The organism is Ruegeria sp. HKCCA6837, from assembly GCF_013034475.1.
GTDB lineage: Bacteria > Pseudomonadota > Alphaproteobacteria > Rhodobacterales > Rhodobacteraceae > Ruegeria.
The window spans coordinates 1-23,744 of record NZ_WQGD01000029.1 but is presented as its reverse complement, the minus strand read 5'-3'; the positions used below and the strand labels follow the sequence as shown (position 1 = coordinate 23,744).

The 23,744-nt window shown below is 56.3% G+C and carries 22 protein-coding genes and 1 tRNA gene; 14 read left to right on the top strand and 9 right to left on the bottom strand.

Annotated features, from left to right (window positions below):
* Positions 1-111 precede the first annotated feature (111 nt).
* The gene (locus tag GOV91_RS21410; protein ID WP_171236963.1) at positions 112-984 is read right to left on the bottom strand and encodes a MurR/RpiR family transcriptional regulator; all 873 of its coding nucleotides are present in this window, start codon (positions 982-984) and stop codon (positions 112-114) included.
* Between the two features lie 103 nt (positions 985-1,087).
* Here GOV91_RS21410 and GOV91_RS21405 point away from each other — a divergent pair, with 103 nt between their 5' ends.
* The 7 genes from GOV91_RS21405 to GOV91_RS21375 all read left to right on the top strand — a co-directional run bounded on the left by GOV91_RS21405 (position 1,088) and on the right by GOV91_RS21375 (position 8,940).
* Complete coding sequence (locus GOV91_RS21405) at positions 1,088-1,873, top strand: N-formylglutamate amidohydrolase (protein ID WP_254440752.1); 786 nt, start codon at positions 1,088-1,090, stop codon at positions 1,871-1,873.
* A 16-nt stretch (positions 1,874-1,889) separates the two neighbouring features.
* Entirely contained in the window at positions 1,890-2,411 is a 522-nt protein-coding gene (locus GOV91_RS21400) for a TRAP transporter small permease subunit (RefSeq protein WP_171175590.1), read from the top strand.
* Entirely contained in the window at positions 2,411-3,736 is a 1,326-nt protein-coding gene (locus tag GOV91_RS21395; RefSeq protein ID WP_171175593.1) for a TRAP transporter large permease subunit, read from the top strand. Before GOV91_RS21400 ends, GOV91_RS21395 begins: the two co-directional genes overlap by 1 nt.
* Positions 3,737-3,793: 57 nt before the next feature.
* Positions 3,794-4,831 carry a TRAP transporter substrate-binding protein gene (locus tag GOV91_RS21390; RefSeq protein ID WP_171175595.1) on the top strand — a complete coding sequence of 346 codons (1,038 nt, stop codon included), beginning with the start codon at positions 3,794-3,796 and terminating at the stop codon, positions 4,829-4,831.
* Between the two features lie 60 nt (positions 4,832-4,891).
* Positions 4,892-6,253, top strand: coding sequence for a glutamine synthetase family protein (locus tag GOV91_RS21385; RefSeq protein ID WP_171236961.1), 1,362 nt, complete (start codon positions 4,892-4,894; stop codon positions 6,251-6,253).
* A 90-nt stretch (positions 6,254-6,343) separates the two neighbouring features.
* Positions 6,344-7,726, top strand: a complete 1,383-nt coding sequence (locus GOV91_RS21380; RefSeq protein WP_171236960.1) for an aldehyde dehydrogenase family protein — start codon at positions 6,344-6,346, stop codon at positions 7,724-7,726.
* Between the two features lie 68 nt (positions 7,727-7,794).
* Entirely contained in the window at positions 7,795-8,940 is a 1,146-nt protein-coding gene (locus GOV91_RS21375; RefSeq protein ID WP_171236959.1) for an iron-containing alcohol dehydrogenase, read from the top strand.
* 58 nt (positions 8,941-8,998) lie between these two features.
* Here the strand turns inward: GOV91_RS21375 and GOV91_RS21370 are convergent, their stop codons facing one another.
* Both GOV91_RS21370 and GOV91_RS21365 read right to left on the bottom strand, forming a co-directional pair.
* Positions 8,999-10,231, bottom strand: a complete 1,233-nt coding sequence (locus GOV91_RS21370; RefSeq protein ID WP_171236958.1) for an HlyD family secretion protein — start codon at positions 10,229-10,231, stop codon at positions 8,999-9,001.
* Positions 10,188-10,643, bottom strand: a complete 456-nt coding sequence (locus tag GOV91_RS21365) for a hypothetical protein (RefSeq protein WP_254440753.1) — start codon at positions 10,641-10,643, stop codon at positions 10,188-10,190. The genes GOV91_RS21370 and GOV91_RS21365 overlap by 44 nt, the downstream gene beginning before the upstream one ends.
* A 184-nt stretch (positions 10,644-10,827) precedes the next feature.
* Between GOV91_RS21365 and GOV91_RS21360 the strand changes: the two genes are divergently transcribed.
* The 3 genes from GOV91_RS21360 to GOV91_RS21350 all read left to right on the top strand — a co-directional run bounded on the left by GOV91_RS21360 (position 10,828) and on the right by GOV91_RS21350 (position 12,956).
* On the top strand, positions 10,828-11,901 hold the full coding sequence (locus tag GOV91_RS21360) for an FAD-binding oxidoreductase (RefSeq protein WP_171236957.1): 1,074 nt from the start codon (positions 10,828-10,830) through the stop codon (positions 11,899-11,901).
* Positions 11,898-12,551: a DUF938 domain-containing protein gene (locus GOV91_RS21355; RefSeq protein ID WP_171236956.1), complete on the top strand. Its 654-nt coding sequence runs from the start codon at positions 11,898-11,900 to the stop codon at positions 12,549-12,551. The genes GOV91_RS21360 and GOV91_RS21355 overlap by 4 nt, the downstream gene beginning before the upstream one ends.
* 69 nt (positions 12,552-12,620) lie before the next feature.
* Entirely contained in the window at positions 12,621-12,956 is a 336-nt protein-coding gene (locus GOV91_RS21350) for a carboxymuconolactone decarboxylase family protein (protein ID WP_171236955.1), read from the top strand.
* A gap of 33 nt (positions 12,957-12,989) precedes the next feature.
* Here GOV91_RS21350 and GOV91_RS21345 read toward each other — a convergent pair whose 3' ends face one another.
* The 6 genes from GOV91_RS21345 to GOV91_RS21320 all read right to left on the bottom strand — a co-directional run bounded on the left by GOV91_RS21345 (position 12,990) and on the right by GOV91_RS21320 (position 20,795).
* Positions 12,990-15,497 (bottom strand): FAD-dependent oxidoreductase, encoded by a 2,508-nt coding sequence (locus GOV91_RS21345; RefSeq protein ID WP_171236954.1) that lies wholly within the window; start codon positions 15,495-15,497, stop codon positions 12,990-12,992.
* Positions 15,498-15,761: 264 nt separating this feature from the next.
* On the bottom strand, positions 15,762-15,917 hold the full coding sequence (locus tag GOV91_RS21340) for a hypothetical protein (RefSeq protein ID WP_171236953.1): 156 nt from the start codon (positions 15,915-15,917) through the stop codon (positions 15,762-15,764).
* A gap of 87 nt (positions 15,918-16,004) precedes the next feature.
* Positions 16,005-17,414, bottom strand: coding sequence for an FAD-binding oxidoreductase (locus tag GOV91_RS21335; protein ID WP_171236952.1), 1,410 nt, complete (start codon positions 17,412-17,414; stop codon positions 16,005-16,007).
* Between the two features lie 91 nt (positions 17,415-17,505).
* A complete protein-coding gene (ggt, locus tag GOV91_RS21330) occupies positions 17,506-19,293 on the bottom strand; it encodes a gamma-glutamyltransferase (RefSeq protein WP_171236951.1) in 1,788 nt (595 codons plus the stop codon).
* A gap of 111 nt (positions 19,294-19,404) precedes the next feature.
* Entirely contained in the window at positions 19,405-19,788 is a 384-nt protein-coding gene (locus tag GOV91_RS21325) for a GFA family protein (RefSeq protein WP_171236950.1), read from the bottom strand.
* Positions 19,789-19,808: 20 nt separating this feature from the next.
* Entirely contained in the window at positions 19,809-20,795 is a 987-nt protein-coding gene (locus GOV91_RS21320; RefSeq protein WP_171176248.1) for a D-glycerate dehydrogenase, read from the bottom strand.
* Between the two features lie 198 nt (positions 20,796-20,993).
* Between GOV91_RS21320 and GOV91_RS21315 the strand changes: the two genes are divergently transcribed.
* The 4 genes from GOV91_RS21315 to GOV91_RS21300 all read left to right on the top strand — a co-directional run.
* Positions 20,994-21,455 (top strand): SH3 domain-containing protein, encoded by a 462-nt coding sequence (locus GOV91_RS21315; protein WP_171236964.1) that lies wholly within the window; start codon positions 20,994-20,996, stop codon positions 21,453-21,455.
* Positions 21,456-21,546: 91 nt separating this feature from the next.
* Positions 21,547-22,536, top strand: coding sequence for an NADPH:quinone reductase (locus GOV91_RS21310; protein ID WP_171236949.1), 990 nt, complete (start codon positions 21,547-21,549; stop codon positions 22,534-22,536).
* A gap of 89 nt (positions 22,537-22,625) precedes the next feature.
* Positions 22,626-22,700, top strand: a tRNA-Gln gene (locus GOV91_RS21305).
* A gap of 448 nt (positions 22,701-23,148) precedes the next feature.
* A partial coding sequence (locus tag GOV91_RS21300) for an AAA family ATPase (protein ID WP_171236948.1) occupies positions 23,149-23,744 on the top strand: 596 nt, incomplete at its 3' end.

Here is a 23,744-nt window from a genome sequence, read left to right as displayed (position 1 = left end):
CCCACCAGTCCCCGAAACTCTAGTCCGAAATGGCCCAGAACACGGGGGCTAGACAGTCGCAAATTTTGCGCCTCAGTTTTAGAACCACAGCGCCCCGTCGTATTCGCCCCTTCAATCCTGGTTGCGGAATATTCGTGTCGAAGAAAAAAACTGCTCCAGTTCTTCGATCCGCTCTTTGCTTTCCTCCCACCGTGCTTCCTGTACTTCGGCAATCAGAGTCTCGGAAATCAGTTGCAGTGCTATCGTCGAATCCCAGCTCGAGGGAGCCTCGACCAAGGCGTGGAAAGTGTAGTTGGCGGTCTTACCGATTGGTGAACCCCACTGGTCCGTAAACAAAACAACCGTTACCCCCCGGCTTGAAGCAACTTGCGCAAGTTTCTCCAAATGCGCTTCGTATCGCCGAATGTCGAAGATCACCAGGACCGAGGACGCATCCATGTCCAAAAGGTATTGCGGCCAGACATTCGCTGAATTGCCCAGCATCGTTACGTTGGGCCGAATGATCTGCATGTGATTGAACAGGTAATCCGCGTTGGACCGGGTGATGCGGCCACCCACCACATAAAGATGTCGGTCCGTATCAGCCAACAGCTGGGCGACGGTGTCGAACATCTGTTTATCCAAACGCTCCAGCGTGTGGCGCATGTTTGTCCAGACTGCCTGTGCAAATCGGGTTGTCGGGTGTTCAGCGTCGTCGTCAACGACCCAGGCATCGCGTTTCGAGATCGGTTTCTTGATTTGCGCCGCCACTTCCTCGCGCAGGGCATCCTGCAAATCCGGAAACCCGTCGAACCCCAGTTTGCGCGCCATGCGAATAACAGTTGGCGTCGAGACCTGAGCCGCAGCCGCCAGCTTGGTGATCGATTGCAGCCCTGCCATCGGATAGTCCTGCAATAGGACAGACGCCAACTGACGTTCTGATCGGGTCAGATCGTCCAATTCGTCCTGAATCCGCTGTTTGACCAGCTTTACAACGGCGGCCATCGGCACCCTCGATTTTTAAATTTGTTACAGAATATTCTTGCCTGTAGTTTTGTCTACAGTAATTTTCTTGACAGGTACGAAGTTGCTGTAACAAATGCTACCTATGCGACAAGAAACCGAGTCATCCCTGCTGCAATCTGCCGAAGCCCCGGCAGCCCGTGTGCTGAATGCACGGGGCCGCGCGCCTGCAGTGTTGGTGTGCGAACATGCCAGTCGCTTCATACCTGCGGCTTTGCAGAATTTGGGTCTGGATGACGATGCGGCCCGGTCGCATGTCGCATGGGATATCGGTGCGATGGAGCTATCGATTGAGCTGATGGGGGCGCTGGATGCACCGTTGGTGTATTCGCGCGTCAGTCGCCTTGTCTATGATTGCAATCGCCCACCGGAACGCGAAGATTCCATGCCGTGCCTCAGCGAAGTGTTCTCAGTTCCCGGCAATATAAACCTGACTGCGGCCCAGCGCGCCCAACGGCTTCAAGAGGTGTACGAACCGTTCCGACAGCTGTTGTCTTCAACGCTGGACGCAAGACATGAACGACCGGTTGTCATCACGATCCACAGCTTCACGCCAGTCTACAAGGGACAAAAAAGGACGGTGGAGCTGGGCATTTTACATGATGAAGATGATCGGGCAGCCCAGATCATGCTGCAACAGGCGCAAGGATCTGGGCTGAGCGTTTCGCTTAACCAACCTTATTCGGCCACCGATGGCGTCACGCACACCTTGCGGGAACATGCGATCAAACGCGGTCTTCCAAATGTCATGATCGAAGTGCGGAACGACCTGATCGACACTCCAAAAGGTGTGAACCGCATGGCAGGTTTGCTAACGCCAGTCCTGCAATCGGTCATCACGGCGTTTTCGCGCACGGAGGCCAAATTATGAAAACAGAGGTATCGAGATGAAGTTTATGCGGGGATATGTGGCGGTAATCGACCGCACGAACCGCTGGGTCGGGCGCGTGATCATGTATGGCATTTTCGTCATGATGGGCATTCTGCTCTGGTCTTCGATCTCGAAAACTTTCTTTCTGCCATCACTCTGGACACTGGAAATGGCCCAGTTCGCAATGGTGGCCTACTACATGCTTGGTGGTCCGTATTCGATTCAGATGGGGTCGAATGTACGAATGGACTTGCTGTATGGTGAATGGTCTCATCGCCGCAAGGCCTGGACCGATGCGTTTACTGTCCTGTTTCTGATCGTCTACCTTATCGTTCTGCTGTGGGGTGGTTGGGACAGTCTGATGTACTCGTTCCAATATGGCGGCGAACGCAGCGCGACGATTTGGAGGCCTTACCTGTGGCCGGTCAAGATGATCATGGTTATCGGCATCTTCCTGATGTTGCTGCAAGCCGTATCTGAATTGTTCAAGGACATCTTGCGCCTGCGTGGCGACGACATCCCGCGTGAGGTAATCTGATGTCCTACGAAATGATCGCCTTGCTGATGTTCGCATCGATGATGCTGATGATGCTGACCGGGCAGAGAGTGTTCGGTGCAATCGGCTTTGTCGCCGTGGTCTCGGCTCTCTTCCTGTGGGGGGATCGGGGCGGCTATGACCTTGGGTTTGCAGCCGCAATCAAGGTCATGAAATGGTATCCGTTGCTGACACTGCCCATGTTCATCTTCATGGGATACATTTTGTCCGAAAGTCGGATCGCCGATGATTTGTACAAGATGTTCCATGTCTGGATGGGTGGCTTGTCAGGCGGGCTGGCCGTTGGCACCATCGGGCTAATGGTGCTGATTTCGGCGATGAACGGACTGTCCGTAGCCGGAATGGCGATCGGTGCGACCATTGCCTTACCGGAACTTCTGCGTCGGAACTATGACAAACGTATGGTGACGGGTGTCATACAGGCCGGATCATCCTTGGGAATTCTTGTACCACCGTCAGTGGTTTTGGTTCTGTACGCGATGATCGCGCGGCAACCTGTTGGCCAGTTGTGGCTCGCTGGCGTGCTTCCGGGCCTGATGATGGCAGCGATGTTCATCATCTATATTGTCATCCGTTGCCGCATAACACCTTCGCTCGGTCCGGTTCTACCCGCCGAAGAGCGCGACATTCCGTTTCCGGAGAAGCTGCGCCTGTTGCAGTCTGGTCTGTTACCTTTGGGTATTTTCGCCGTAATGATGGTTCCGTTTGTGAACGGCTGGACCTCGCTGGTGGAATCTTCCGCCATTGGAGCCATCACGGCTATGGCAGCGGCGGCGTTGAAAGGTCGGCTGACGCGTAGGGTCTTTGAAAACTCCATTCGGCATACATTGGGCATTTCCTGTATGTTCATGTGGATCATTCTGGCGGCTCTGGCGTTTGGCGCTGTTTTCGACGGGCTGGGTGCGGTCAAAGCCATTGAAAGTCTTTTCACCGAGAAACTGGGCCTGTCCCCTTGGATGATACTAATCCTGATGCAACTCAGCTTTATCCTGATGGGAACATTCCTGGATGATACTGCCATGCTCGTCATTGTCGCCCCACTATACGTTCCGCTGGTGGGGGCACTGGGCTTCGATCTGATCTGGTATGGCGTTCTTTATACCATCACGACGCAGATCGCGTACATGACGCCGCCGTTCGGCTACAACCTCTTTCTGATGCGTGCGATGGCCCCTCCGGAGATTTCACTGCGCGATATCTACAGCTCCATCATTCCTTTTGTTCTGGTGATGGTCTGCGCCTTGGCCACTATCATAATCTTCCCGGAAATTGCGCTTTGGCTACCGAATTATGTTTACGGAAAATAAGTCACAAGACCCCGGAAAGGGGCGAAATTCTGCAAGATCAAACAGAGGAGAAAGACAATGACAACAAGACGCAGATTTCTAAGTTCCGCCGGTTTGGCAGGTGCTGCCACGTTGGCGAGCCCGGCAATTGTCAAAGCGCAATCAGCCATCAAGTGGCGCTTCCAGACCTATGCCGGCGGCGCGTTGGGAGAGCATGTAACCAAACCCGCAATCGACTACATAAACGCAAACGCCAATGGTGAGCTTGAGATCGAGCTGTTCTACGCCGACCAGATCGTCCCAACAGGCGAACTGTTTCAGGCTCTGCAGCGCGGCACGATTGACGGGGTACACTCGGATGACGATTCGATGGCGTCACCGACCCCCCTGCGTCAGTTCGGTGGTTATTTCCCGTTTGCAACCAAACACATTCTGGATGTGCCTGTGCTGTTCAATCAGTACGGTCTGGCCGATATCTGGCGTTCGGAATACGAAAAAGTCGGCGTGGCATGGTTGTCGGCTGCGGGTCAGGACCCGTGCAACTTCAACACCAAAAAGGAAATCAAAACGCTTTCCGATCTGGATGGCCTCAAACTCTACACCTTCCCGACCGCGGGTCGTTTCCTGGCCAAGTTCGGTGTGGTGCCGGTAAACATTCCTTACGAAGACGCCGAGGTCGCGGTACAAACCGGGGAACTGGACGGCATGGCCTGGTCTGGCATCACCGAGGACTACACTGTGGGTTGGGCGGATGTGACAGATTACTTCCTGACCAACAACATTTCAGGCGCGTGGATCGGATCGTGGTTCGCCAACCAGGAACGCTGGGCAGAACTGCCGGACCATTTGAAATCTGTGGTTATGGCGGGTATCGAAGCGGGCCACACGTATCGCAACCAGTGGTACTGGGGTGGTGAAGCGGCCTTGCGCGCGAATGGCGACAAGCTGCAGCTGCGCCAGGTTCCGGCCGCCGAATGGAAAGAAGTCGAAAACGCAGCCATCGAATTCTGGGACGAGGTCGCACAGGAAGGTGAAGTTCACCAGAAGATAGTCGGCATATTCCGGGAGTATAACTCGGTTATCAACCAGGCCGGTGCCCCTTACACTTTCGATTAACATCAAAATCGGGGGGCATTGCCGTCCAGTGCCCCCTTTGAGAAGCATGAGGTTTGCTCCATGACCGCTAATTTGACCTTTGAAACCCTGACATCACGAGTGGCCAACGGCGAGATTGATACTGTTCTTGTTTGCCTGGTGGACATGCAGGGCCGCTTGATGGGCAAGCGCTTTCACGCAGGCCATTTCGTCGCCGGCGCATGGGAAGAAACACATTGCTGCAACTACCTACTGGCCACCGATCTGGAGATGGCGACACCCGACGGGTATGCCTCGACCAGTTGGGAACGGGGGTATGGTGATTATGTCATGAAACCCGATCTGAGCACGCTGCGCCCGGTTCCGTGGCTTGAGGGTACGGTCATGGTGATGTGCGATGTGCTGGATCATCATACACACGAAGAAGTGCCGCACGCGCCGCGTTCGATCCTGAAAAAGCAGGTCGCGCGACTGAATGCTATGGGTTTTGATGCGATGTGCGCAACCGAACTGGAGTTTTTCCTGTTCGAGAAGAGCTTTGATGAAATTCGTAAGGAAGGCTTCCGCAATCTGGAACCGATCTCAGGCTACAATGAAGACTATCACATTCTTCAAACGACCAAGGAAGAGCACGTGATGCGCCCGATCCGCAATCACCTGTGGGACGCTGGAATACCGGTCGAAAACTCGAAGGGCGAGGCCGAGACCGGGCAGGAAGAACTGAATATAAAATACGCGCCTGCGATGGACACGGCCGAGTATCATTCGATCGCCAAGAATGCCGTGAAAGAGATCGCCTGGCAGCACGGGCATGCGGCAACGTTCCTGCCGAAATGGCATCATGACAAGGTGGGCAGCTCCAGCCATGTGCATCAGTCACTTTGGGCTGATGGAAAGCCGGCTTTCTTTGATGCGAATGATGAGCTGGGTATGTCGGATCTGATGAAAAGCTATATGGCGGGTCTGCTGAAATACGCCGCGGATTATACCTATTTCATGGCCCCCTACATCAACAGCTACAAACGATTCATGAAGGGAACCTTTGCGCCGACGCGGATCATCTGGTCGGTCGATAATCGCACCGCCGGATTCCGGTTGTGCGGCGACGGCACCAAGGCCGTTCGGATAGAGTGCCGAATTCCGGGTTCAGACATGAACCCTTATCTGGCATTGGCCGGGATGTTGGCCGCCGGGATCGCCGGGATCGAGGAAAGTCTGGAGTTGCAACCGCCTACCACGGGTGACGTTTATCAAGGTGAAACGGGCATGATCCCGGGCAACCTGCGCGCGGCGCGGGATGCGCTGCATAGCTCGGCCATGTTGCGGGAGGCGATGGGAGACGACGTTGTCGATCACTACTCGCGTGCAGCGGAAGTTGAGATCGAAGAGTTCGAGCGCGTGGTCACTGACTGGGAAGTCGCCCGCGGGTTTGAGCGAGCGTAGGGTTCTGGCTGGGGGCTCTGCCCCCAGACCCCCGAGGTATTTTTGGCCAGATGAAGCAGGGATCCTGCTTATTTACTACATGGAGTGAACATGGGGCAGATGTTGAAATGTGTCTCACCGATTGATGGATCGGTTTTTGCGGAACGAGAGGTGTTGTCTCGGGACGCGGCGTTTGGGGTAGCGAGTCAGGCGCGGGGCGCGCAAGCGGCCTGGGCAGCGCGGCCCTTGCAGGAACGGATTGATCTAGTCATGGCTGGCGTAACGGCCGTGGGTGCGATGAATGACGAAATCGTGCCAGAACTGGCCCGTATGATGGGCCGTCCCGTACGTTATGGCGGTGAGTTTGGTGGCTTCAATGAACGCGCGAGCTACATGGCGGAGATTGCCGAGGCATCTCTGGCAGACATCGCGGTGGGGGAAGACGAGACATTCAAGCGTTACATCAAACGCATTCCGCATGGGGTGGTGTTTGTGGTGGCGCCCTGGAACTATCCGTATATGACGGCGATCAACACGGTCGCCCCTGCGCTGATTGCGGGAAACACTGTGGTCCTGAAACATGCCACCCAGACCCTATTGGTTGGCGAGCGGATGGCGCAAGCCTTTCATGCAGCAGGCGTCCCTGAAGACGTATTCCAGAACGTATTCCTGAGCCATGACGTCACCCATGAACTTATTGCGGGCAATGCGTTTGACTTTGTGAACTTCACCGGCTCGGTTGGCGGTGGACAGGCGATGGAACGCGCAGCGGCTGGAACATTTACCGGCGTCGGGACCGAGCTGGGCGGCAAGGACCCGGGCTATGTCATGGAGGATGCCGATCTGGATGCCGCTGTCGATACGTTGATTGATGGCGCGATGTTCAATTCGGGCCAGTGCTGCTGTGGGATCGAGCGCATTTACGTGCACGAAAGCCTTTATGGCGATTTTGTCGCCAAGGCGGTGGAGATCGTGAAGGGATACAAGCTGGGCAACCCGCTGGACGCTGAGACCACCATCGGCCCTATGGCCAACGTGCGTTTCGCCGATGAAGTGCGCGCACAAATTGCCGAGGCCATTGAGGCAGGCGCGGTTGCGCATATCGAAACCTTCCCTGAGGATGATGGCGGCGCTTATCTGACCCCTCAAATATTGACCAATGTAACCCACGACATGCGCGTGATGCGGGATGAGAGCTTTGGACCTGTTGTGGGCATCATGAAGGTCTCGTCTGATGACGAAGCAATCGCGCTGATGAATGACAGTGAATTTGGCCTGACCGCCAGCCTCTGGACCCGTGATGTAGATCGCGCAGCGCGAGTTGGCGACCAGATCGAAACCGGCACGGTGTTCATGAACCGTGCGGATTATCTGGACCCCAGTCTTTGCTGGACCGGCTGCAAGAACACCGGGCGCGGCGGCGGTCTGTCGGTTATTGGCTATCACAATCTCACCCGTCCCAAATCCTACCACCTGAAAAAGGTCACGGTCTAAGGACGATGGTCTGCTCGGGTTTGATCCCCCTCCCCCGAGCAGACCTCAAATACTAAAGGAAACCTGACATGTCACTTGTTGGAAACTGGTCCTATCCGACCGCAATCAAATTCGGCGCAGGGCGTATCAAGGAACTGCCCGAAGCCTGTGCTGCGGCAGGGATGAAAAAACCCCTTCTGGTTACAGACAAGGGCTTGGCCGATCTACCGATTACTTCTGCAACGCTGGATATCATGGACGCTGCCGGTTTGGGCCGCGGGCTGTTCAGTGATGTGGACCCCAACCCGAACGAGAAGAACCTTGAAGCGGGCGTCGCCGCATATACTGCTGGAGGGCATGACGGGGTGATCGCCTTTGGCGGAGGTTCGGGGCTGGATCTGGGCAAGATGGTTGCTTTCATGGCCGGCCAGTCCCGCCCTGTTTGGGATTTTGAGGATGTCGGTGACTGGTGGACGCGCGCCGATGCGGATGTGATTGCGCCGATCATCGCGGTGCCAACTACGGCCGGTACGGGGTCGGAAGTGGGACGTGCCAGCGTCATCACCAATTCAGAAACCCATTCCAAGAAGATCATCTTCCACCCAAAGGTGCTGCCAACCGTGGTGATCTGCGACCCCGAACTTACCGTGGGAATGCCCAAATTCATCACTGCAGGTACCGGTTTGGATGCATTTGCTCACTGCGTTGAAGCCTTCTCCAGCCCGCATTATCACCCGATGAGTCAGGGCATTGCTTTGGAAGGGATACGGCTGGTGAAGGATTACCTGCCGCGCGCTTATGCCGACGGCACCGATATTGAAGCCCGCGCCCAATTGATGAGCGCAGCAGCCATGGGCGCGACCGCCTTCCAAAAAGGGTTGGGCGCGATCCACGCAATGAGCCACCCGATTGGTGCGGTGTTCAATACCCACCACGGAACCACCAACGCGGTTTGTATGCCCGCTGTGTTGGAGTTCAACGCCCCCGCCATCGCGGACAGGTTCCAACAGGCAGCGGCTTATCTGGGCATTGATGGTGGCTTTGACGGCTTCCGCGCTTTTGTGCAGGAATTCAACGACAGCCTCGGCATCCCGCGCACCCTTTCTGATCTGGGCGTCACCGAAGCGTCGATCCCCGAGCTGGTTGAAGGCGCGATCATTGATCCCTCTTGCGGGGGCAACCCGATCGAGTTGACGAAAGAAAACCTGACGCAATTGTTCAAAGCAGCACTTTGAAACAGAAAGGCCCGGCAATACCTGCCGGGCCTTTAACATTTGGTTCCCCAGGGCTGGATCAGTGCCCGGTCAGCACCAGAGTATTCACCGGCATCAGGATCAATCGCAGGCGCAGACCTGCGGCATGGACCACACCGATCGTGTCGACCACATGCAGGAAGGCGGCCTCCCAAAACCCAAGGTGTTCGTGCTCCAACCGCTCATGGTTGTCCGTGTAGACATTGGCCAGGCAGTTGCTGCCCGGTGGAATGTCATCGGCCATTCCTTTGTATAGCGGCTCCATATAAACAAGGATCGATCCGGGATTTTTGTTGGTCTGCACATCGCGCAGCTCGTCCGAAGGACGGAGTTGGCCGGAAGGAATGACATCCTGAACTTCGACCACAACCGTCGGGATCACGGTGAACGGCTTTGTCATACAACCCAACTCACCGATCATGCCCGGTTTGATGACTTGGGCAGACAGTTGGCTGAACGCAGCTTGGAACCGGTCATGTCCCGTATGGGACGGCACCAGAATACCAGCGGGGCGCAGCAACGGGCTCACATAGTCACCGACTTGCAAGCTAAACTGTTCAACCCGTCCGGTAACACCGGCGAGGACAACTGTTTTGTCCAGCTCGGTTTGCGCGGCGTCCAGTTGCGCAATCGCGCTGGCCAGTTGGGCTGGGATCAGTTCTTCGATCTGCTGCTCAACGGCTGCACGTTTGGCTTCAGCGGCAACAACCTGCGCCTCTCGCTCGGCGACCAGGTTTTCCAGGCGCTCAATCTCGGCGAGTCTTACCGCACTTGACCCTTCGTCCCGCAAAGTCGTGTTACGCTCCAAATCCTCGAGCGCCTGCGCAAGAGTTGCTTTGGACCCGGCAATTCCAGCTTCGGCCTCGGCCAAATCGGTTTCCGCCACCTTAAGCGAGGCCTGGACCTGCGCGATCTGTGCATTTGCCGCCTGGACCTGTGCGGTTTGGCTGAAATCTTCGATCCTGAAAATCGGCTGACCCGCTGTGACCAACTGGTTGTTCTGGACGAAAACCTCTGAAACACGCCCGCCCAGCTGCGGCAGGATCGTCACTGTACGGAAATAGGACGCAGCCGTTTTGCTGGCCGGGTGGAAGTAAAACAGCGTCGTAATCACAGTCAGCGCCAGAATGGCACATGTCGTCAGGCCCCAACGCAGTTCGTACCACATGGTAAACAAAGTGATTTCCTGGCCTATACGTTTACCCTGTACAAACCGACGGAACAAATAATCAGGTAGCACCGTAATCAGGGCGCAAAGCATGGTCTCGATCATTTACTTTGCTCCTGCGCTTCGCTTGCTTCTGTAACGCTTCTGTAACGGGTGTAGCCGGAGCAACAGCCTCGGGCACGGGGTCCGGTACAGGCGATCGGCCAAGGGACCGAATGGCATCAGCAATGTTCTTGAGTGGTGTGGCAAAGTCCGGGAATTGGAAACCCGCGACCAGAATGGCGGCAACCCAGAAAAGACCGTTATGCGTAAACAGCGCAAGCAGCGCCAAAATACCAACCAATTGAAATTGCGGGTGATTGTTTTCATGGGCCATTTTTTCCGGCACAGAATGGAGCGTCAGGTACCCGACACCGATCAACACCACCAAGACGACAAAAAAGACGACCATAGCTGAAAACAAGTAGTCGCTTCCGTCAGCTGCGACAACGTAACGGGGAATATGCCCAGTGGCCATTGGATGAAGGTCTGCTGCAGTCACCTTGCCCTCCTTAAAATTTTGATACGTCTTTGACCGGGTTGAAGCGTAAATTCAAGGCTGCTTATAGTCTGGAAACCAAAACGCAAGGCGAATGAAGGGCTTAGGGGGTAATTTGCAAACAATGAGCACCAAACGCTTTTTTCCAGAATGCGCGAACGTCATGATTGATTTCTTGATCATAGGAGGTGGTATCGCCGGTCTCAGCGCTGGTGCGCGCCTGTCGCAGCACGGAACCGTGATGGTGCTCGAGGCCGAGGATGCCCTGGGCTACCACGCATCGGGCCGGTCTGCTGCGATGTTTGAAGAAAGCTATGGGCCGCCTTCAGTGGTGGCTCTTAACAAGGCAGGCGCTGCCTTCCTGCACACGCAGAACGGTGGGTATCTGACGCCGCGCGGCCTGATGCTGATCGGCGCACAGGATCAGTCTGACCTGTTTGCCGCCGATCGCCGTGACCTGAACATGACGCACATATCAGTGGATGACGCCATCGCACGTGTTCCGATCCTGAACCCCGACCAGGTGGGCTTTGCGGCCATCAGCGAAGCCGCTTTTGATATCGATACAGATCGTTTGCTGCAGGATTTTGCCCGAACCATTCGGAACAACGGCGGGACGATTTCGACCAGGCACAAAGTCACAGCGATCCGCAAGGACTTGCATTGGATCGTCACCGCGGGTCAGAATTTTGAAGCCCGGAATGTGGTCAACGCCGCCGGGGCGTGGGTTGACCAGATTGCCGATCTTGCGGGCCTTCCCCCAATCGACATTACCCCACGCCGTCGTTCGATGGCACGATTGCCCGCCCCCAGTGGGCATGATGTTTCCGGCTGGCCCATGATGCTGGGTGTCGGTGAAACATGGTACGCCAAACCCGACGCCGGAAAACTGCTTGTGTCCCCGTCCGAAGCCGACCCGGTTCCCCCGCAGGACGCCTATGCCGACGATATGGTACTGGCAGAAGGTCTGGCCCGGTATGAGGCATTGATGACCGAAACCGTCACGCGGGTCGAAACAAATTGGGCTGGGTTGCGCAGTTTTGCACCGGACGGAACTTTGGTGCTTGGAAGAGACCCACTGGAACCCTCCTTCATCTGGAGCGCAGGTCAGGGTGGCTATGGTTTCCAAACCGCACCTGCGGCGTCTCAATTGCTTTGCGATCTGGTTACAGGAGCTCCTCCTGCCCTTGATGCAAAGAATGTTGCGATGTTGTCCCCAGACAGGTTGAAACGATGATCAAACGCAACCTCCCCTCCTCTGCCAGCGTCGCCAATGTAGCCCAAGATGGCAAACTGGTCGCGCCCGCAGCCACGCGAAACTCCGACGCTTTGTGTGCATTGCTCCGTGATTGGGCTCCGCAACGGGGACAGGCGTTAGAGATCGCCAGCGGGACGGGTCAGCATATCGCGGCTTTTGCAACCCTGCTGCCGGGTCTGACGTGGCAACCTACGGAAATCGATCCTGAACGACGCGCTAGTATCGACGCCTACACGCGCGATTTGCCAAACGTTGAGACCGCCGAAGAACTGGACGCGACCGCCTCGGGGTGGCATGCCCGCTTTCCCGAACGAAACATGATCGTTTTGGTTAACCTGACACACTTAATCAGCTGGCAAGAAACGCGAACGCTCATCACTGAGGCCGCCACGGCGCTCGGGTCCTCTGGTCGATTTGTTTTATACGGACCATTCAAGCGATCAGGCCTGCTTACAAGCGAAGGCGACAAGAGATTTCACGAAGCTCTGATCCAGCAAGACCCGGACATTGGCTACAAAGACGACACAGATATTGTTGCGCTTTTTGAGGATGTCGGCCTGAAGGTTTTGGACACGGTCAACATGCCCGCCAACAACCTTGCATTCATCACATCGCGACCAGCAACCTGATCGAGATCAAAGTCAGATCCCAGCCTCCTGCTTCATATTCCATTTGCGAAATATGAAAAGGCATCAGCAATGGACTGGCAAGAAAAACTCTCGGAAACTCGCAAGAGCCTTCGCAATCTCAACGGGTCAATTCCCGAAACAACGCGCGCCTTCGGATCGCTTGGGAAGGCCGTCAAAGAAGGCGGAACGCTCGACTACAAATCAAAGGAATTTATCGCTTTGGGAATGTCGGTCACACTGAGATGCGAGCCTTGCATCACCCTACACACAGAAGCCCTGATCAAAGCAGGCGCAACAAGAGACGAAGTGTCGGACGTACTGGCCATGGCCATTCAAATGGGTGGCGGGCCAGCCATGATGTACGCCGCAAAGGCGCTGGATTGTTTCGACGCGCTTTCTGCGTAAAAAAGGCCCCGGGGTGCCGGGGCCTTTCTTCGGTCAACCGTCCTTACGGATGGTTTCGTTTTTCGGGTCGTAGGGGCTGTCGCAGGTGACAACTGCATCCCAAAGTTTGTCCTGCATCTTGACCTTCAGCTTGGTACCCTCGACGGCCAAATCGGGCTTCACATAGCCCATGCCGATGGATTTCTCGAACGCCACCGAGTAACCGCCCGATGTCAGACGGCCCACACGCTCACCTTCCGGGGTATACAGCACCTCACGGCCCCACGGGTCGGCATCTTCCGGACCGTCGATCAGCAGGGTGCAGCACTTTACGCGTACACCGGTTTCTTCCAGCTTGGCCTTGCCGTAGAAGTCCTTGGACAGATCGACAAAGCGCGGCAGGTCAGCTTCCAGCGGAGTCGCATCACGGCCCAGTTCGGTGCCGAAAGCACGGTAGGATTTCTCCTGACGCAGCCAGTTCTGGGCACGTGCGCCGACCAGTTTCATACCGAGTTTCTCACCCGCTTTTTCCAGCAGGTCGAACAGGTAGTTCTGCATTTCGATCGGGTGATGCAGTTCCCAGCCCAGTTCACCTGTATAGGCCACGCGGATCGCGTTGACCGGGCACATGCCCAGTTCGATCTGACGGGCCGACAGCCACGGGAAGCGCTTGTTGGACAGCGCGGTTTCTGGATCGGCGTCCTTGATGACCTCTTTCAGAACGTCGCGGGACTTGGGTCCGGCGATGGCAAAAACGCCCCACTGAGTGGTCACGTCCTGGATTTCGATGTAACCGAACTCCTCCATCTTGTCTTCGGCCGCCTTGCGCAGATAGTCGGCATCATACTCGGTCCAGGCACCGGCAGAGACGATATAGTAGTTGTTCTCACCATTGCGGACGATGGTATATTCAGTGCGGGTGGTGCCGTGCGACGTCAGCGCGTAGGTCAGGTTGATGCGACCGACCTTGGGCAGCTTGTTGCAGGTAAACCAATCCAGGAACTGGGTCGCGCCGGGGCCTTTGACGACATGTTTGGTGAAGGCCGACGCGTCGATCAGGCCAACGCCTTCGCGGATCGACTTGGCTTCTTCGACGGCGTATTGCCACCAGCCACCACGGCGGAACGACCGGCTTTCCTTGTCGAAGTTGTCAGGCGCATCGACGGGGCCGAAATAGTTCGGACGTTCCCAGCCATTGACCCAGCCGAACTGTGCGCCGCGTGCTTTCTGACGGTCATAGGCCGGAACGGTGCGCAGCGGACGGCATGCTTCACGCTCTTCGTCGGGGTGGTGCAGGATGTAGACATGCTCATAGCATTCTTCGTTCTTGCGCGCCGCGAACTCGGTGGTCATCCAGTTGCTGCTATAGCGCTTGGGGTCCAGCGAGGCCATGTCGATCTCGGCTTCGCCATCGACCATCATCTGCGCCAGATAATAACCGGTGCCGCCAGCGGCGGTGATACCGAAGCTGAAACCCTCGGCCAGCCACATGTTGCGAAGGCCCGGAGCCGGGCCAACCAGCGGGTTGCCGTCGGGGGTATAGCAGATTGGGCCGTTGAAGTCGTCTTTCAGGCCGGAGTCGGCGCAAGAGGGCACGCGTTCTGCCATCGCCATGTATTGATCTGCGATACGATCAATGTCCAATGGAAACAGATCGGCGCGGAAACTGTCAGGCACGCCGTATTCGAAGCGCGCTGGTGCGCCGTGTTCGTAGATACCCAGAATCCAGCCGCCACGCTCTTCGCGCGCGTAGGATTCGTTGTCGGCGTCGCGCACAACGGGGTGCTCGGGGTTGCCGGCTTCACGCCATTTGACCAGCTCGGGGTCTTTGTCCATGACGATGAAGGTGTGCTCGACCGGGATTGCAGGCATCTTGATGCCCAGCATCTTGGCGGTGCGCTGCGCATGGTTGCCCGAAGCGGTCACAACGTGCTCGGCGGTAATGACGACCTGTTCGTCTGATGGAACAAGGTTGCCGCCCTGTTCGATCATCTTGGTGCAGGTGACTTCCCAATGGGTGCCGTTCCAATGGAAGGCGTCGGCCTGCATTTTGCGGACGATATCAACGCCGCGCTGGCGGGCACCTTTGGCCATGGCCTGCGTGACGTCTGCGGGGTTAATATAGCCGTCCTCGGTGTGATAGATCGCACCTTTCAAATCGCCGGTTTCGATCAGCGGCCAGCGCTCTTTGATCTGATCCGGGGTCAACCATTCGTATTTTACGTCACATGTCTCAGCAGTGGACGCATAGAGCATGTATTCATCCATACGATCCTGCGTCTGTGCCATGCGCAGGTTGCCGACCACCGCAAAGCCCGCGTTCAGGCCGGTTTCTTCTTCGAGCGTCTTGTAGAAGTCGACCGAATACTTGTGGATGTGGGTCGTCGCGTAAGACATATTAAACAGCGGCAACAGGCCAGCTGCGTGCCATGTCGAGCCCGAGGTCAGCTCGTCCCGTTCGATCAACATCAAATCGTCCCAGCCTGCTTTGGCCAGGTGATAGGCAATCGAGGTTCCAATGGCGCCACCGCCAACGACCAGTGCTTTGACTTGGGTTTTCATAACCGGGCGTCTCCCCTTGAATTCAGCTGACACCATATGGCGCAGTTAAGGGGCGACGCGCGACATTCATCCGACCAGTGATGGGAAAAAAACGACCCTAAACCCGAATGCAGGTCCAAGATCGGTCATTCCGCCGCAATGTTCACCCGCTTGAACTGCAGCGTTTACTGGTTCCGACTGTAATGCAGACCAGTTTGCCTCGGTCCTCGTTGGGTTTCTGCGCTGCGGGTTCCTGTGGTTTGGAAACACGGGCTTCTGCCTCATCTACGCTGTCTGCGAGACCAACACGCGATGACACCGAACCAGATAGCCTTTCATGTTCAGACCGTTTTCCGATGCTTTGGCCTGCTGATGATAGTCCAGCCCCGCGACGTCCAATCCGCAGATTGCCACAAAGCCTGCCAAGTATTTTGCGCTCATATCGACCACCTGTTTGCGTTCGGCTTTTAAAAACCAAAACAACTGGACGTTTTGACGGCACAAAAACGGACCAGATCAGGAAAATAGTTATGGACGACCAGACAATATCTTGCCGGGGTTCATAATGTTGAGGGGATCCAGTGCGGCCTTGATTGCGGCCATATACTGTGTGGCGGCCCCAAGCTCTTTCTCAAGGTAAGGCTGCTTGCCCTGCCCAATGCCGTGTTCACCTGTGCAGGTGCCTTCCATTGAAATGGCCAGATCATTCAACCAGCCAACAAAGGCGTCGGCCTTAGCGACCTCTTCTGCATTTTCCATATCGATCAGCAACAGCGTGTGGAAATTCCCGTCCCCCACATGGCCCACAACCGGAGCAAGCAAGCCAAGTTCGGCTGCCTTTCTTTGGGTCTGGGTCACACATTCGGCCAGACGTGAGATCGGCACACAAACATCCGTAGAGATTCCCTGCGCACCGGGGCGCAGTTGTAGACACGCCCAATACATATCATGCCGCGCCTGCCACAACTTGTTCCTTTCTTCGGTGGTCGATGTGGCGGCAAAGTCTGTACCCCCGAATTCTTCTGCGATCTGGCCAAAGGTTTCAGCCTGTTCAACCGCGCCGCTTTCCGAGCCATGAAACTCCAGCAACAAGAGCGGCGTAGCGGGAAGGCTGAGCCCCGAATAAGCATTGGCAGCCTGAACCGAAAGCTCATCCAAAAGTTCGATCCGAGCGACCGGAATGCCATACTGAATGGTCATCATCACAGCACGGCAGGCCGCGTCCACCGTTGGAAACGAGCATCGGGCCGAACTGATGGCTTCGGGGATGCCTTGCAGCCGCAAGGTCAGTTCAGTGATGATCCCAAGCGTGCCTTCAGCTCCGATCAAAAGGCGGGCCAGGTCATACCCCGCTGACGACTTCTTGGCCCGGTGCCCGGTACGGATGATTTGACCGTCCGGCATGACCGCCTCAAGGCTCAGAACATTGTCCTTCATTGTTCCATACCGCACCGCATTGGTGCCCGAGGCGCGGGTAGCGGCCATCCCACCCAGCGAGGCATTGGCCCCGGGGTCTATCGGAAAGAACAGACCCTGATCCCGTAGATGCGTGTTCAGCGCCTCGCGCGTCACGCCTGGTTGTACGACGCAGTCCAGATCTTCGGCATGAACAGCAAGCACGCTGTCCATTTGCATCAGATCGACCGAAATGCCCCCTGCGGGCGCATTCACGTGCCCTTCCAGCGACGTGCCCGTGCCAAAAGGGATCACAGGCACCCGATGCGCGGCACAGGCTTTAACGATGTCTGAAACCTCTTGCGTGTTCTGCGGGAAAACCACGGCATCCGGACTTTGGTTTTCGATCCATGTCGTGGTGTGACCATGCTGTTCGCGGATTGCGGTGCTTGTTTGCAGCCTGTCACCGAAACGTTGTTTGAGAATGCTGATCGCCGTTTCGATGCCTGTTTCATTTCTTGGCAAGACTTTTGCTTGTACCATCGTCATCCTCTCTGCCCCAACGCATGGCTTGCCTTTCAGGACATGACTGAAAGGCTCGCAAACGGTGGCAATCCTCATACATACCCGGGGCTTATTCGCCCAGCGCAATACCTTCGCGGCGCGGGTCCGCTCCGCCGCTTAGCCCTTCACCGATTTCAATGGCATGCAAACCCGATGTCAGGTCACGCGGATTGACCTCAAAACCTTGCAGCACCAGCGCATCCGTGAACCCTTCGGCTGCGGTGCCCGCCTCGACATCGTAGGTTCCGAAACGATTGACCAGATGCGGCAGGGACAGCGCTTGCTGTACGTCCATATCCCAATCGGCCCAGGCGATAATCGATTTCGCGACATAACCGATGATGCGGCTGCCACCTGGCGATCCAATCGCCAGAACCGGTGCACCGTCCTGCATCACAATGGTCGGGCTCATGGACGAACGCGGGCGTTTTCCGGGTTCCAGCCGGTTGGCAATCGGCACACCGTCGCTATGGGTTTTGAACGAGAAATCCGTCAGCTCGTTGTTCAAAAGGAACCCGTTCGTCATCAGACGCGAACCAAAGCCGTTTTCGATGGTCGTTGTCATCGACAGAACGTTGCCATAGCTGTCCACTATCGAGATATGCGAGGTCGAGGGAAGCTCGAGCGAGACATCATCCGCCCAGTTCAGCGCATGGTCGAATTCGGGTTGGCCCGGCGCGATTTCGGCCAATGCAGCTTCGGTGTTCAACAAAGCCGCACGCTGCGCAAGATAATCCGGATCAACCAACCCCTTTGTCGGCATGGGAACAAAATCACTATCGGCCATGTAACGACCCCGATCCGCAAAAGCGAGGCGCGAGGCGTCTCCGATCAGCCGCCAGGCTTCCGCGCTTTCAGCACCCATCGCTGCCAGATCATAGTTGTTCAGCATCCCCAAAATCTGTCCCACGGTCAGCGCACCGGAAGATGGCGGGCCCATTCCGCAGACCTCGTAAGCTCGGTATTCAGCACAAACCGGTTCGCGTTCGATCACCTGATACAGCGCCAGATCAATGCCGGACAGAACACCGGGATTGCCCGGAGCGTTGCGCACCGTGCGGACAATATCCGCAGCAATCTCACCACCATAAAACCCTGCGGCCCCGTCGCTGGCCAATACACGCAAGGTATTAGCATAGGCCGGATTGGTCAGCCGTTGCCCTTGCTGCAAAAGCTCTCCGCCCGGCAGAAAGTAAGCGGCCGTTTCGGGAAAGCGCGACAAACGCTCAGCGTCGTTTTCAACAAGGCTGGCCAAGCGTGGCGAGACCAGGAAACCTTCATCTGCCAACCGGATGCCATCGGCGAACAAGCCGGGCCAGGACGAGCGGCCCCAGCGGCGATGCGCCTCTTCAAGCAGGGCTGGCGTGCCCGGCGTTCCTACGGACAATCCTCCGACGACCGCATCAAAGAATTTCAGCGGTTCGCCCTGTTCATCCTGAAACAGCCTTGGTTTGGCTGCCTGCGGTGCGGTCTCGCGCCCGTCCAGCGTTGTCATCCGACCAGTAGCTGCGTCGTACCAAACCAAGAACGCGCCGCCGCCCAGGCCAGAGGATTGCGGCTCAACCAGACCCAACACAACCTGCACGGCCACCATTGCATCAGCAGCGGACCCGCCTGCGCGCAGTACTTTGGCCCCGGCTTCAACGGCCAGTGGATTGGCGGCGGCCACCATCCAGTTCTCAGATGTAACCGGGACGCCGTCCAACTTGGCTTCAAGCGCAGCGATGACCTCTTCGGTCAGAGCCTTCACCTGCCCTTGTGTGGCGGTTTCGGGCGCAACGGCATCAGCTGCTTCCTGAGCAAAGCCTGGCGCTGAAAAAACAAATGCCGAAAGCAATAAAGCGGAAAAACATCTCATTTGGTCAAATCCTCCAATACTTTATTTATTTTCAGCCTAGTAAGCAATGCAACCGAACTGCAAGAGTTGGCCGCACAAGCGCAGGGTTGCGGCAGAGATTCGCGAAAGTAGCTATGCTTCAGCCTCATCCCGATCCTTCTCAAACCGATCCATTCCCATGAATTCGGGCAACCAGCATTCGCGCCGCGACACCCAACATTCATAGGTCGGCGTCAATTGGTTAGGCTCATCGAGGCATCCCAAATGCACCTCAACCTCGGAACCGCTGCGCGCAAACACCGGAGAGCCGCAAGTTGGGCAAAAGAACCGATCTGCATAGCCCTGTGAGGGGCCGGAAATCTTGACCGCACCGCTAGGGAATATTGCTGCGGCATAAAACAAAGCCCCATGATGCTTACGACAGTCCACGCAATGGCAAATCCCAACCCGAAGGGGACGGCCCGAAGCAGAAATGCGCAAACGTCCGCAGCGACATCCCCCTTCAAACAGGTTCATTCAGGCTCCTTTCCGGCGGCTCACAGCATTGAGGGCACAACCTGATCTGGCGGACGGTGGCCATCTTCGAAGGTCTTGATGTTGATGATAACTTTCTCACCCATTTCGATCCGCCCTTCCAGCGTGGCCGATCCCATGTGCGGCAAGAGCACAACATTGGGCAGCTGACGCAGCCGCGGGTTCACATCAGTACCCTGTTCGTAGACGTCCAGCCCTGCCCCTGCGATTTCGCCCGCACGGATCATCCGTGTCAGGGCGTTTTCGTCGACAACTTCACCACGTGACGTGTTTACGATTACGGCTGACGGCTTCATCAGCTTCAGTCGGCGTGCATTCATCAGGTGGAAGGTCGATGGGGTCGATGGGCAGTTGACCGAGATCACATCCATTCGCGCCACCATCTGGTCAAGGCTTTCCCAATAGGTCGCCTCTAACTCCTGCTCGATTTCGGGCCGCAGCCGGCGGCGGTTATGATAATGCACTTGCATTCCAAACGCACTTGCTCGCCGCGCAACGGCCTGTCCAATTCGACCCATACCCAGAATTCCCAAACGCCGCCCCCCGATGCGCCCGCCAAGAAAGGCGGTTGGAGCCCAGCCGGTCCAATCACCCTGCTGCATCACGCTCAACCCTTCGGGAATGCGGCGCGTGACGGCCAGGATCAGGGCCATTGTCATGTCGGCGGTGTCATCAGTCAGCACACCCGGCGTGTTCGAAACCAGAATGCCGCGCTGCCGGGCTGTGGACACATCAATATTATCGACGCCCGCCCCATAATTGGCGATCAGCTTAAGGTTTTCACCTGCCTGCCCCAGCAGGCCGCCGTCGATCGTGTCGGTCACCGTAGGCACAAGCACATCGGCTTCCTGTACCGCGGCCACAAGCTCATCTCTTGTCATGGGCGTGTCGTCATCGCGCAGGCGCACATCGAACAACTCGCTCAACCGGGTTTCAACTGCTTCGGGCAACCGTCGCGTAACGACAACACTCAGACGTTCTCTTGGCACCTCGGCCCTCCCACTGCTTTGCAAACAGACGCGCGCCATGTCATCGTGGCGCAGGATAAGGCGGGGCACAAGAACCCCAGTGGCATTGAGTCGACCTTTTTTCGAAACCGTATCAACAGGCATAAGAGCAGGCAGTCAGTGAGTGGTATTCGACCGGTAAAACGCCAATGTCTGGCGGCGATATCCGTATTTCTGGTCATGTTCAGCTCTTGGGCTGCGCATGCCGAGGACAAGCGCGGATCGGTTACCAACCTTCCCCTGCCCCGCTATGTTTCAATGAAAGCCGCTGAAGGGAACGTTCGGCGCGGGCCGTCGCTGAGCCATCGAATCGATTGGGTATTCAAGCGGCGCGGGATGCCGCTGCAAGTCACGGCTGAATACGGCAACTGGCGCAAAGTTCAGGACCGCGACGGCGCCGGTGGGTGGGTTCACTATGCTTTGTTGTCTGGTGTGCGCACGGTGCTGATCGAATCCGACATGCTGCCTGTATATGTGCGCCCCGATCCGAATTCGCCTGTGAACGCACATTTCGAGACTGGCGTCGTGGCCCGCCTTGGCACGTGCTCGCTGGATTGGTGCCGGATCACGGCCGGTGGCTATCGGGGCTGGACGCTGAAATCGAATCTCTGGGGCGTCGATCCAGCCGAAATCCGCGAATAAAGCACCTGCCGCTTGTTGCACAGGTCACGAAGCACAAGCGGTTTGAATTCCCCACTCGTTTGCGATGTAACTAGGGCAAACGGAGGACCCCATGCGCGCAGTGACCTATTCCGCTTTCGGAGACGCAGCCGAAGTTCTGAATCTGAAAGACCTTCCTCCGATACCTCCCGGACCGGGTGAGGTCACCGTTGAGTTGGCGTTTTCGGGCGTCAACCCATCGGACATCAAGGCCCGGTCTGGGACCCGGCCAGGCGTGACGGAACCTCCTTTTCCGCTGATCATCCCACACAGTGACGGATCCGGTGTGATCACTGCCGTCGGGGATGGCGTACCCACATCCCGGATCGGTCAGCGCGTGTGGGTCTGGAATGGACAATGGAAGCGCGCATTCGGAACAGCTGCAAGTCACATCACCTTACCCAGCGACCAGGCTGTTGATCTGCCGGACGCGGTGTCGCTTGAGACCGGAGCGATTCTGGGCATCCCCGGACTGACCGCCTGCCACGCCGTGTTTTCGGGTGGGCTATCCAAAAACCAAACAATCCTGATTCATGGCGGGGCTGGCACGGTTGGGTATCTTGCCGTTCAACTGGCAAAATGGGCAGGCGCGCGCGTTATCACAACGGCAAGCCCACGCAACTTTGACAGAGTACACGCAGCAGGCGCGGATGTCGTACTCGATTATGCCAGCCCAGATCTTACGGAACTGATTCTGGACGCAAACGGCGGACAAGCGATCCATCGTATCGTCGATGTCGAATTCGGATCAAACATCGAAACAAACGCCACTGTTGTCGCCGAGAACGGCCGCATAAATGCATATGGATCCGCCCAAAACATGGCACCGGTTTTTCCGTTTGGAGCGATGATGTTCAAAGCTGTAACGCTTGAGACGATCCTGATCTATCTGCTGCCTGCTAACTTGCGCGCTGCCGCTGTTGAAACCCTTCATCGTGCGTTGGTCAAAGGAGCGCTGACCTGCCCGGTCCAGAACGTCTTTACACTGGAGGACTGCGCTGCTGCTCATGACGTGGTTCAGGGTGGAAATCGCGTCGGGGCCGTCTTGATCAGCACCAAATGAGTGCTCGAAATTATTTTCTGGCGCTCACATTTTTTTGCCAAATAGCTCTTGAACACCGCCAACAACAATCGTAGATAGCCGCTCACCGTTGGGGTGTAGCCAAGTGGTAAGGCAGCGGTTTTTGGTACCGTGTATCGTAGGTTCGAATCCTACCACCCCAGCCAACTCATCAGAATGCGAATTACCCATAAGCGTGCAAATTTCACTCGGTTCGTACAAATCGATGTCAATAAGTTTGTCTACTCACACTGTGTCGAAGATTTATCACCATCTGTGCATTTCTACTGAAAGCGCAGAACACTAGTTTTCCTCAGAAAATTGCTGCTGATTTTTTGTATCGAACCTCGGGTGGTTGATGCAAAGGCCGCGTCTAGGGTTCGCTCCAGATTTGTTGGTTCCGTTCCCAGATCTTCTCGCCAATCAGGCAGTTAGCGGCCTGAGGGCGAAAGTGACTGATGAAAACCCTGGATCAGCTTCCACACCACCGAGACCGGTTATTCGCAAGACTTCGGGGGCTCCGCACGATGGCGCAGCAATCGAACAGGAAAAACGTGCACCTAGAAACGACGAGAACCGCCCAATTGGCCGACCCAAGAAAAGGGGAAAATTCACATGAGTTTTATCAATCCAGAGAGCTTCAAAATCGGAAACCAACTAAGGAGAGCTCACTTTACTTTCTCTCGTGCAAAGCCATTGAAGGCCGCATTCAGCAGATGCCTCGAAGACCAATTCCGTAGCCAATTGATCGAAGGTGTCGAGGCCCGCGGCATCGTAGTTACAGGAAACTCTCGAGTTGGGAAATCCCGAGAACTGAAGAAGCTCATCAACGATTTCAATGCAAGCGAGACACAAATGCCTGACGGCAGACCGGCAAAAGTCGTCAGTTGCGTTCTCTCAGGCCGAGTGAGCTTCAAAGATCTTGGCGTCAGGACTCTTTCGGCCCTTGGATATGAGCCACGAAGAACCCGTACCCAAGAGTACATCTGGCAACGTGTGCTGGATCAAGCTCAGGGCCAAGGTGTCGTTGGCATTCACTATGATGAATGCCAACACGTTTTTGAAAAGGATGCGAAGTCGAACAGAATTTTTCTGGACAGCTTCAAGTCAATGATGAAAGAGCCACGTTGGCCTTTGATGTTGATCCTTTCAGGGGTGTCTTTGCCCCGTAAAATTGGGCCACTACTTTGGTCGAGAGGGGGGAACAAGGG

Coding starts and splice junctions, on each gene's coding strand:
- GOV91_RS21410 (WP_171236963.1), bottom strand. CDS start 984: ATGGCCGCCGTTGTAAAGCTGGTCAAACAGCGGATTCAGGACGAATTG.
- GOV91_RS21405 (WP_254440752.1), top strand. CDS start 1,088: ATGCGACAAGAAACCGAGTCATCCCTGCTGCAATCTGCCGAAGCCCCG.
- GOV91_RS21400 (WP_171175590.1), top strand. CDS start 1,890: ATGAAGTTTATGCGGGGATATGTGGCGGTAATCGACCGCACGAACCGC.
- GOV91_RS21395 (WP_171175593.1), top strand. CDS start 2,411: ATGTCCTACGAAATGATCGCCTTGCTGATGTTCGCATCGATGATGCTG.
- GOV91_RS21390 (WP_171175595.1), top strand. CDS start 3,794: ATGACAACAAGACGCAGATTTCTAAGTTCCGCCGGTTTGGCAGGTGCT.
- GOV91_RS21385 (WP_171236961.1), top strand. CDS start 4,892: ATGACCGCTAATTTGACCTTTGAAACCCTGACATCACGAGTGGCCAAC.
- GOV91_RS21380 (WP_171236960.1), top strand. CDS start 6,344: ATGGGGCAGATGTTGAAATGTGTCTCACCGATTGATGGATCGGTTTTT.
- GOV91_RS21375 (WP_171236959.1), top strand. CDS start 7,795: ATGTCACTTGTTGGAAACTGGTCCTATCCGACCGCAATCAAATTCGGC.
- GOV91_RS21370 (WP_171236958.1), bottom strand. CDS start 10,231: ATGATCGAGACCATGCTTTGCGCCCTGATTACGGTGCTACCTGATTAT.
- GOV91_RS21365 (WP_254440753.1), bottom strand. CDS start 10,643: ATGGCCACTGGGCATATTCCCCGTTACGTTGTCGCAGCTGACGGAAGC.
- GOV91_RS21360 (WP_171236957.1), top strand. CDS start 10,828: ATGATTGATTTCTTGATCATAGGAGGTGGTATCGCCGGTCTCAGCGCT.
- GOV91_RS21355 (WP_171236956.1), top strand. CDS start 11,898: ATGATCAAACGCAACCTCCCCTCCTCTGCCAGCGTCGCCAATGTAGCC.
- GOV91_RS21350 (WP_171236955.1), top strand. CDS start 12,621: ATGGACTGGCAAGAAAAACTCTCGGAAACTCGCAAGAGCCTTCGCAAT.
- GOV91_RS21345 (WP_171236954.1), bottom strand. CDS start 15,497: ATGAAAACCCAAGTCAAAGCACTGGTCGTTGGCGGTGGCGCCATTGGA.
- GOV91_RS21340 (WP_171236953.1), bottom strand. CDS start 15,917: ATGAGCGCAAAATACTTGGCAGGCTTTGTGGCAATCTGCGGATTGGAC.
- GOV91_RS21335 (WP_171236952.1), bottom strand. CDS start 17,414: ATGGTACAAGCAAAAGTCTTGCCAAGAAATGAAACAGGCATCGAAACG.
- ggt (WP_171236951.1), bottom strand. CDS start 19,293: ATGAGATGTTTTTCCGCTTTATTGCTTTCGGCATTTGTTTTTTCAGCG.
- GOV91_RS21325 (WP_171236950.1), bottom strand. CDS start 19,788: ATGAACCTGTTTGAAGGGGGATGTCGCTGCGGACGTTTGCGCATTTCT.
- GOV91_RS21315 (WP_171236964.1), top strand. CDS start 20,994: ATGTTCAGCTCTTGGGCTGCGCATGCCGAGGACAAGCGCGGATCGGTT.
- GOV91_RS21310 (WP_171236949.1), top strand. CDS start 21,547: ATGCGCGCAGTGACCTATTCCGCTTTCGGAGACGCAGCCGAAGTTCTG.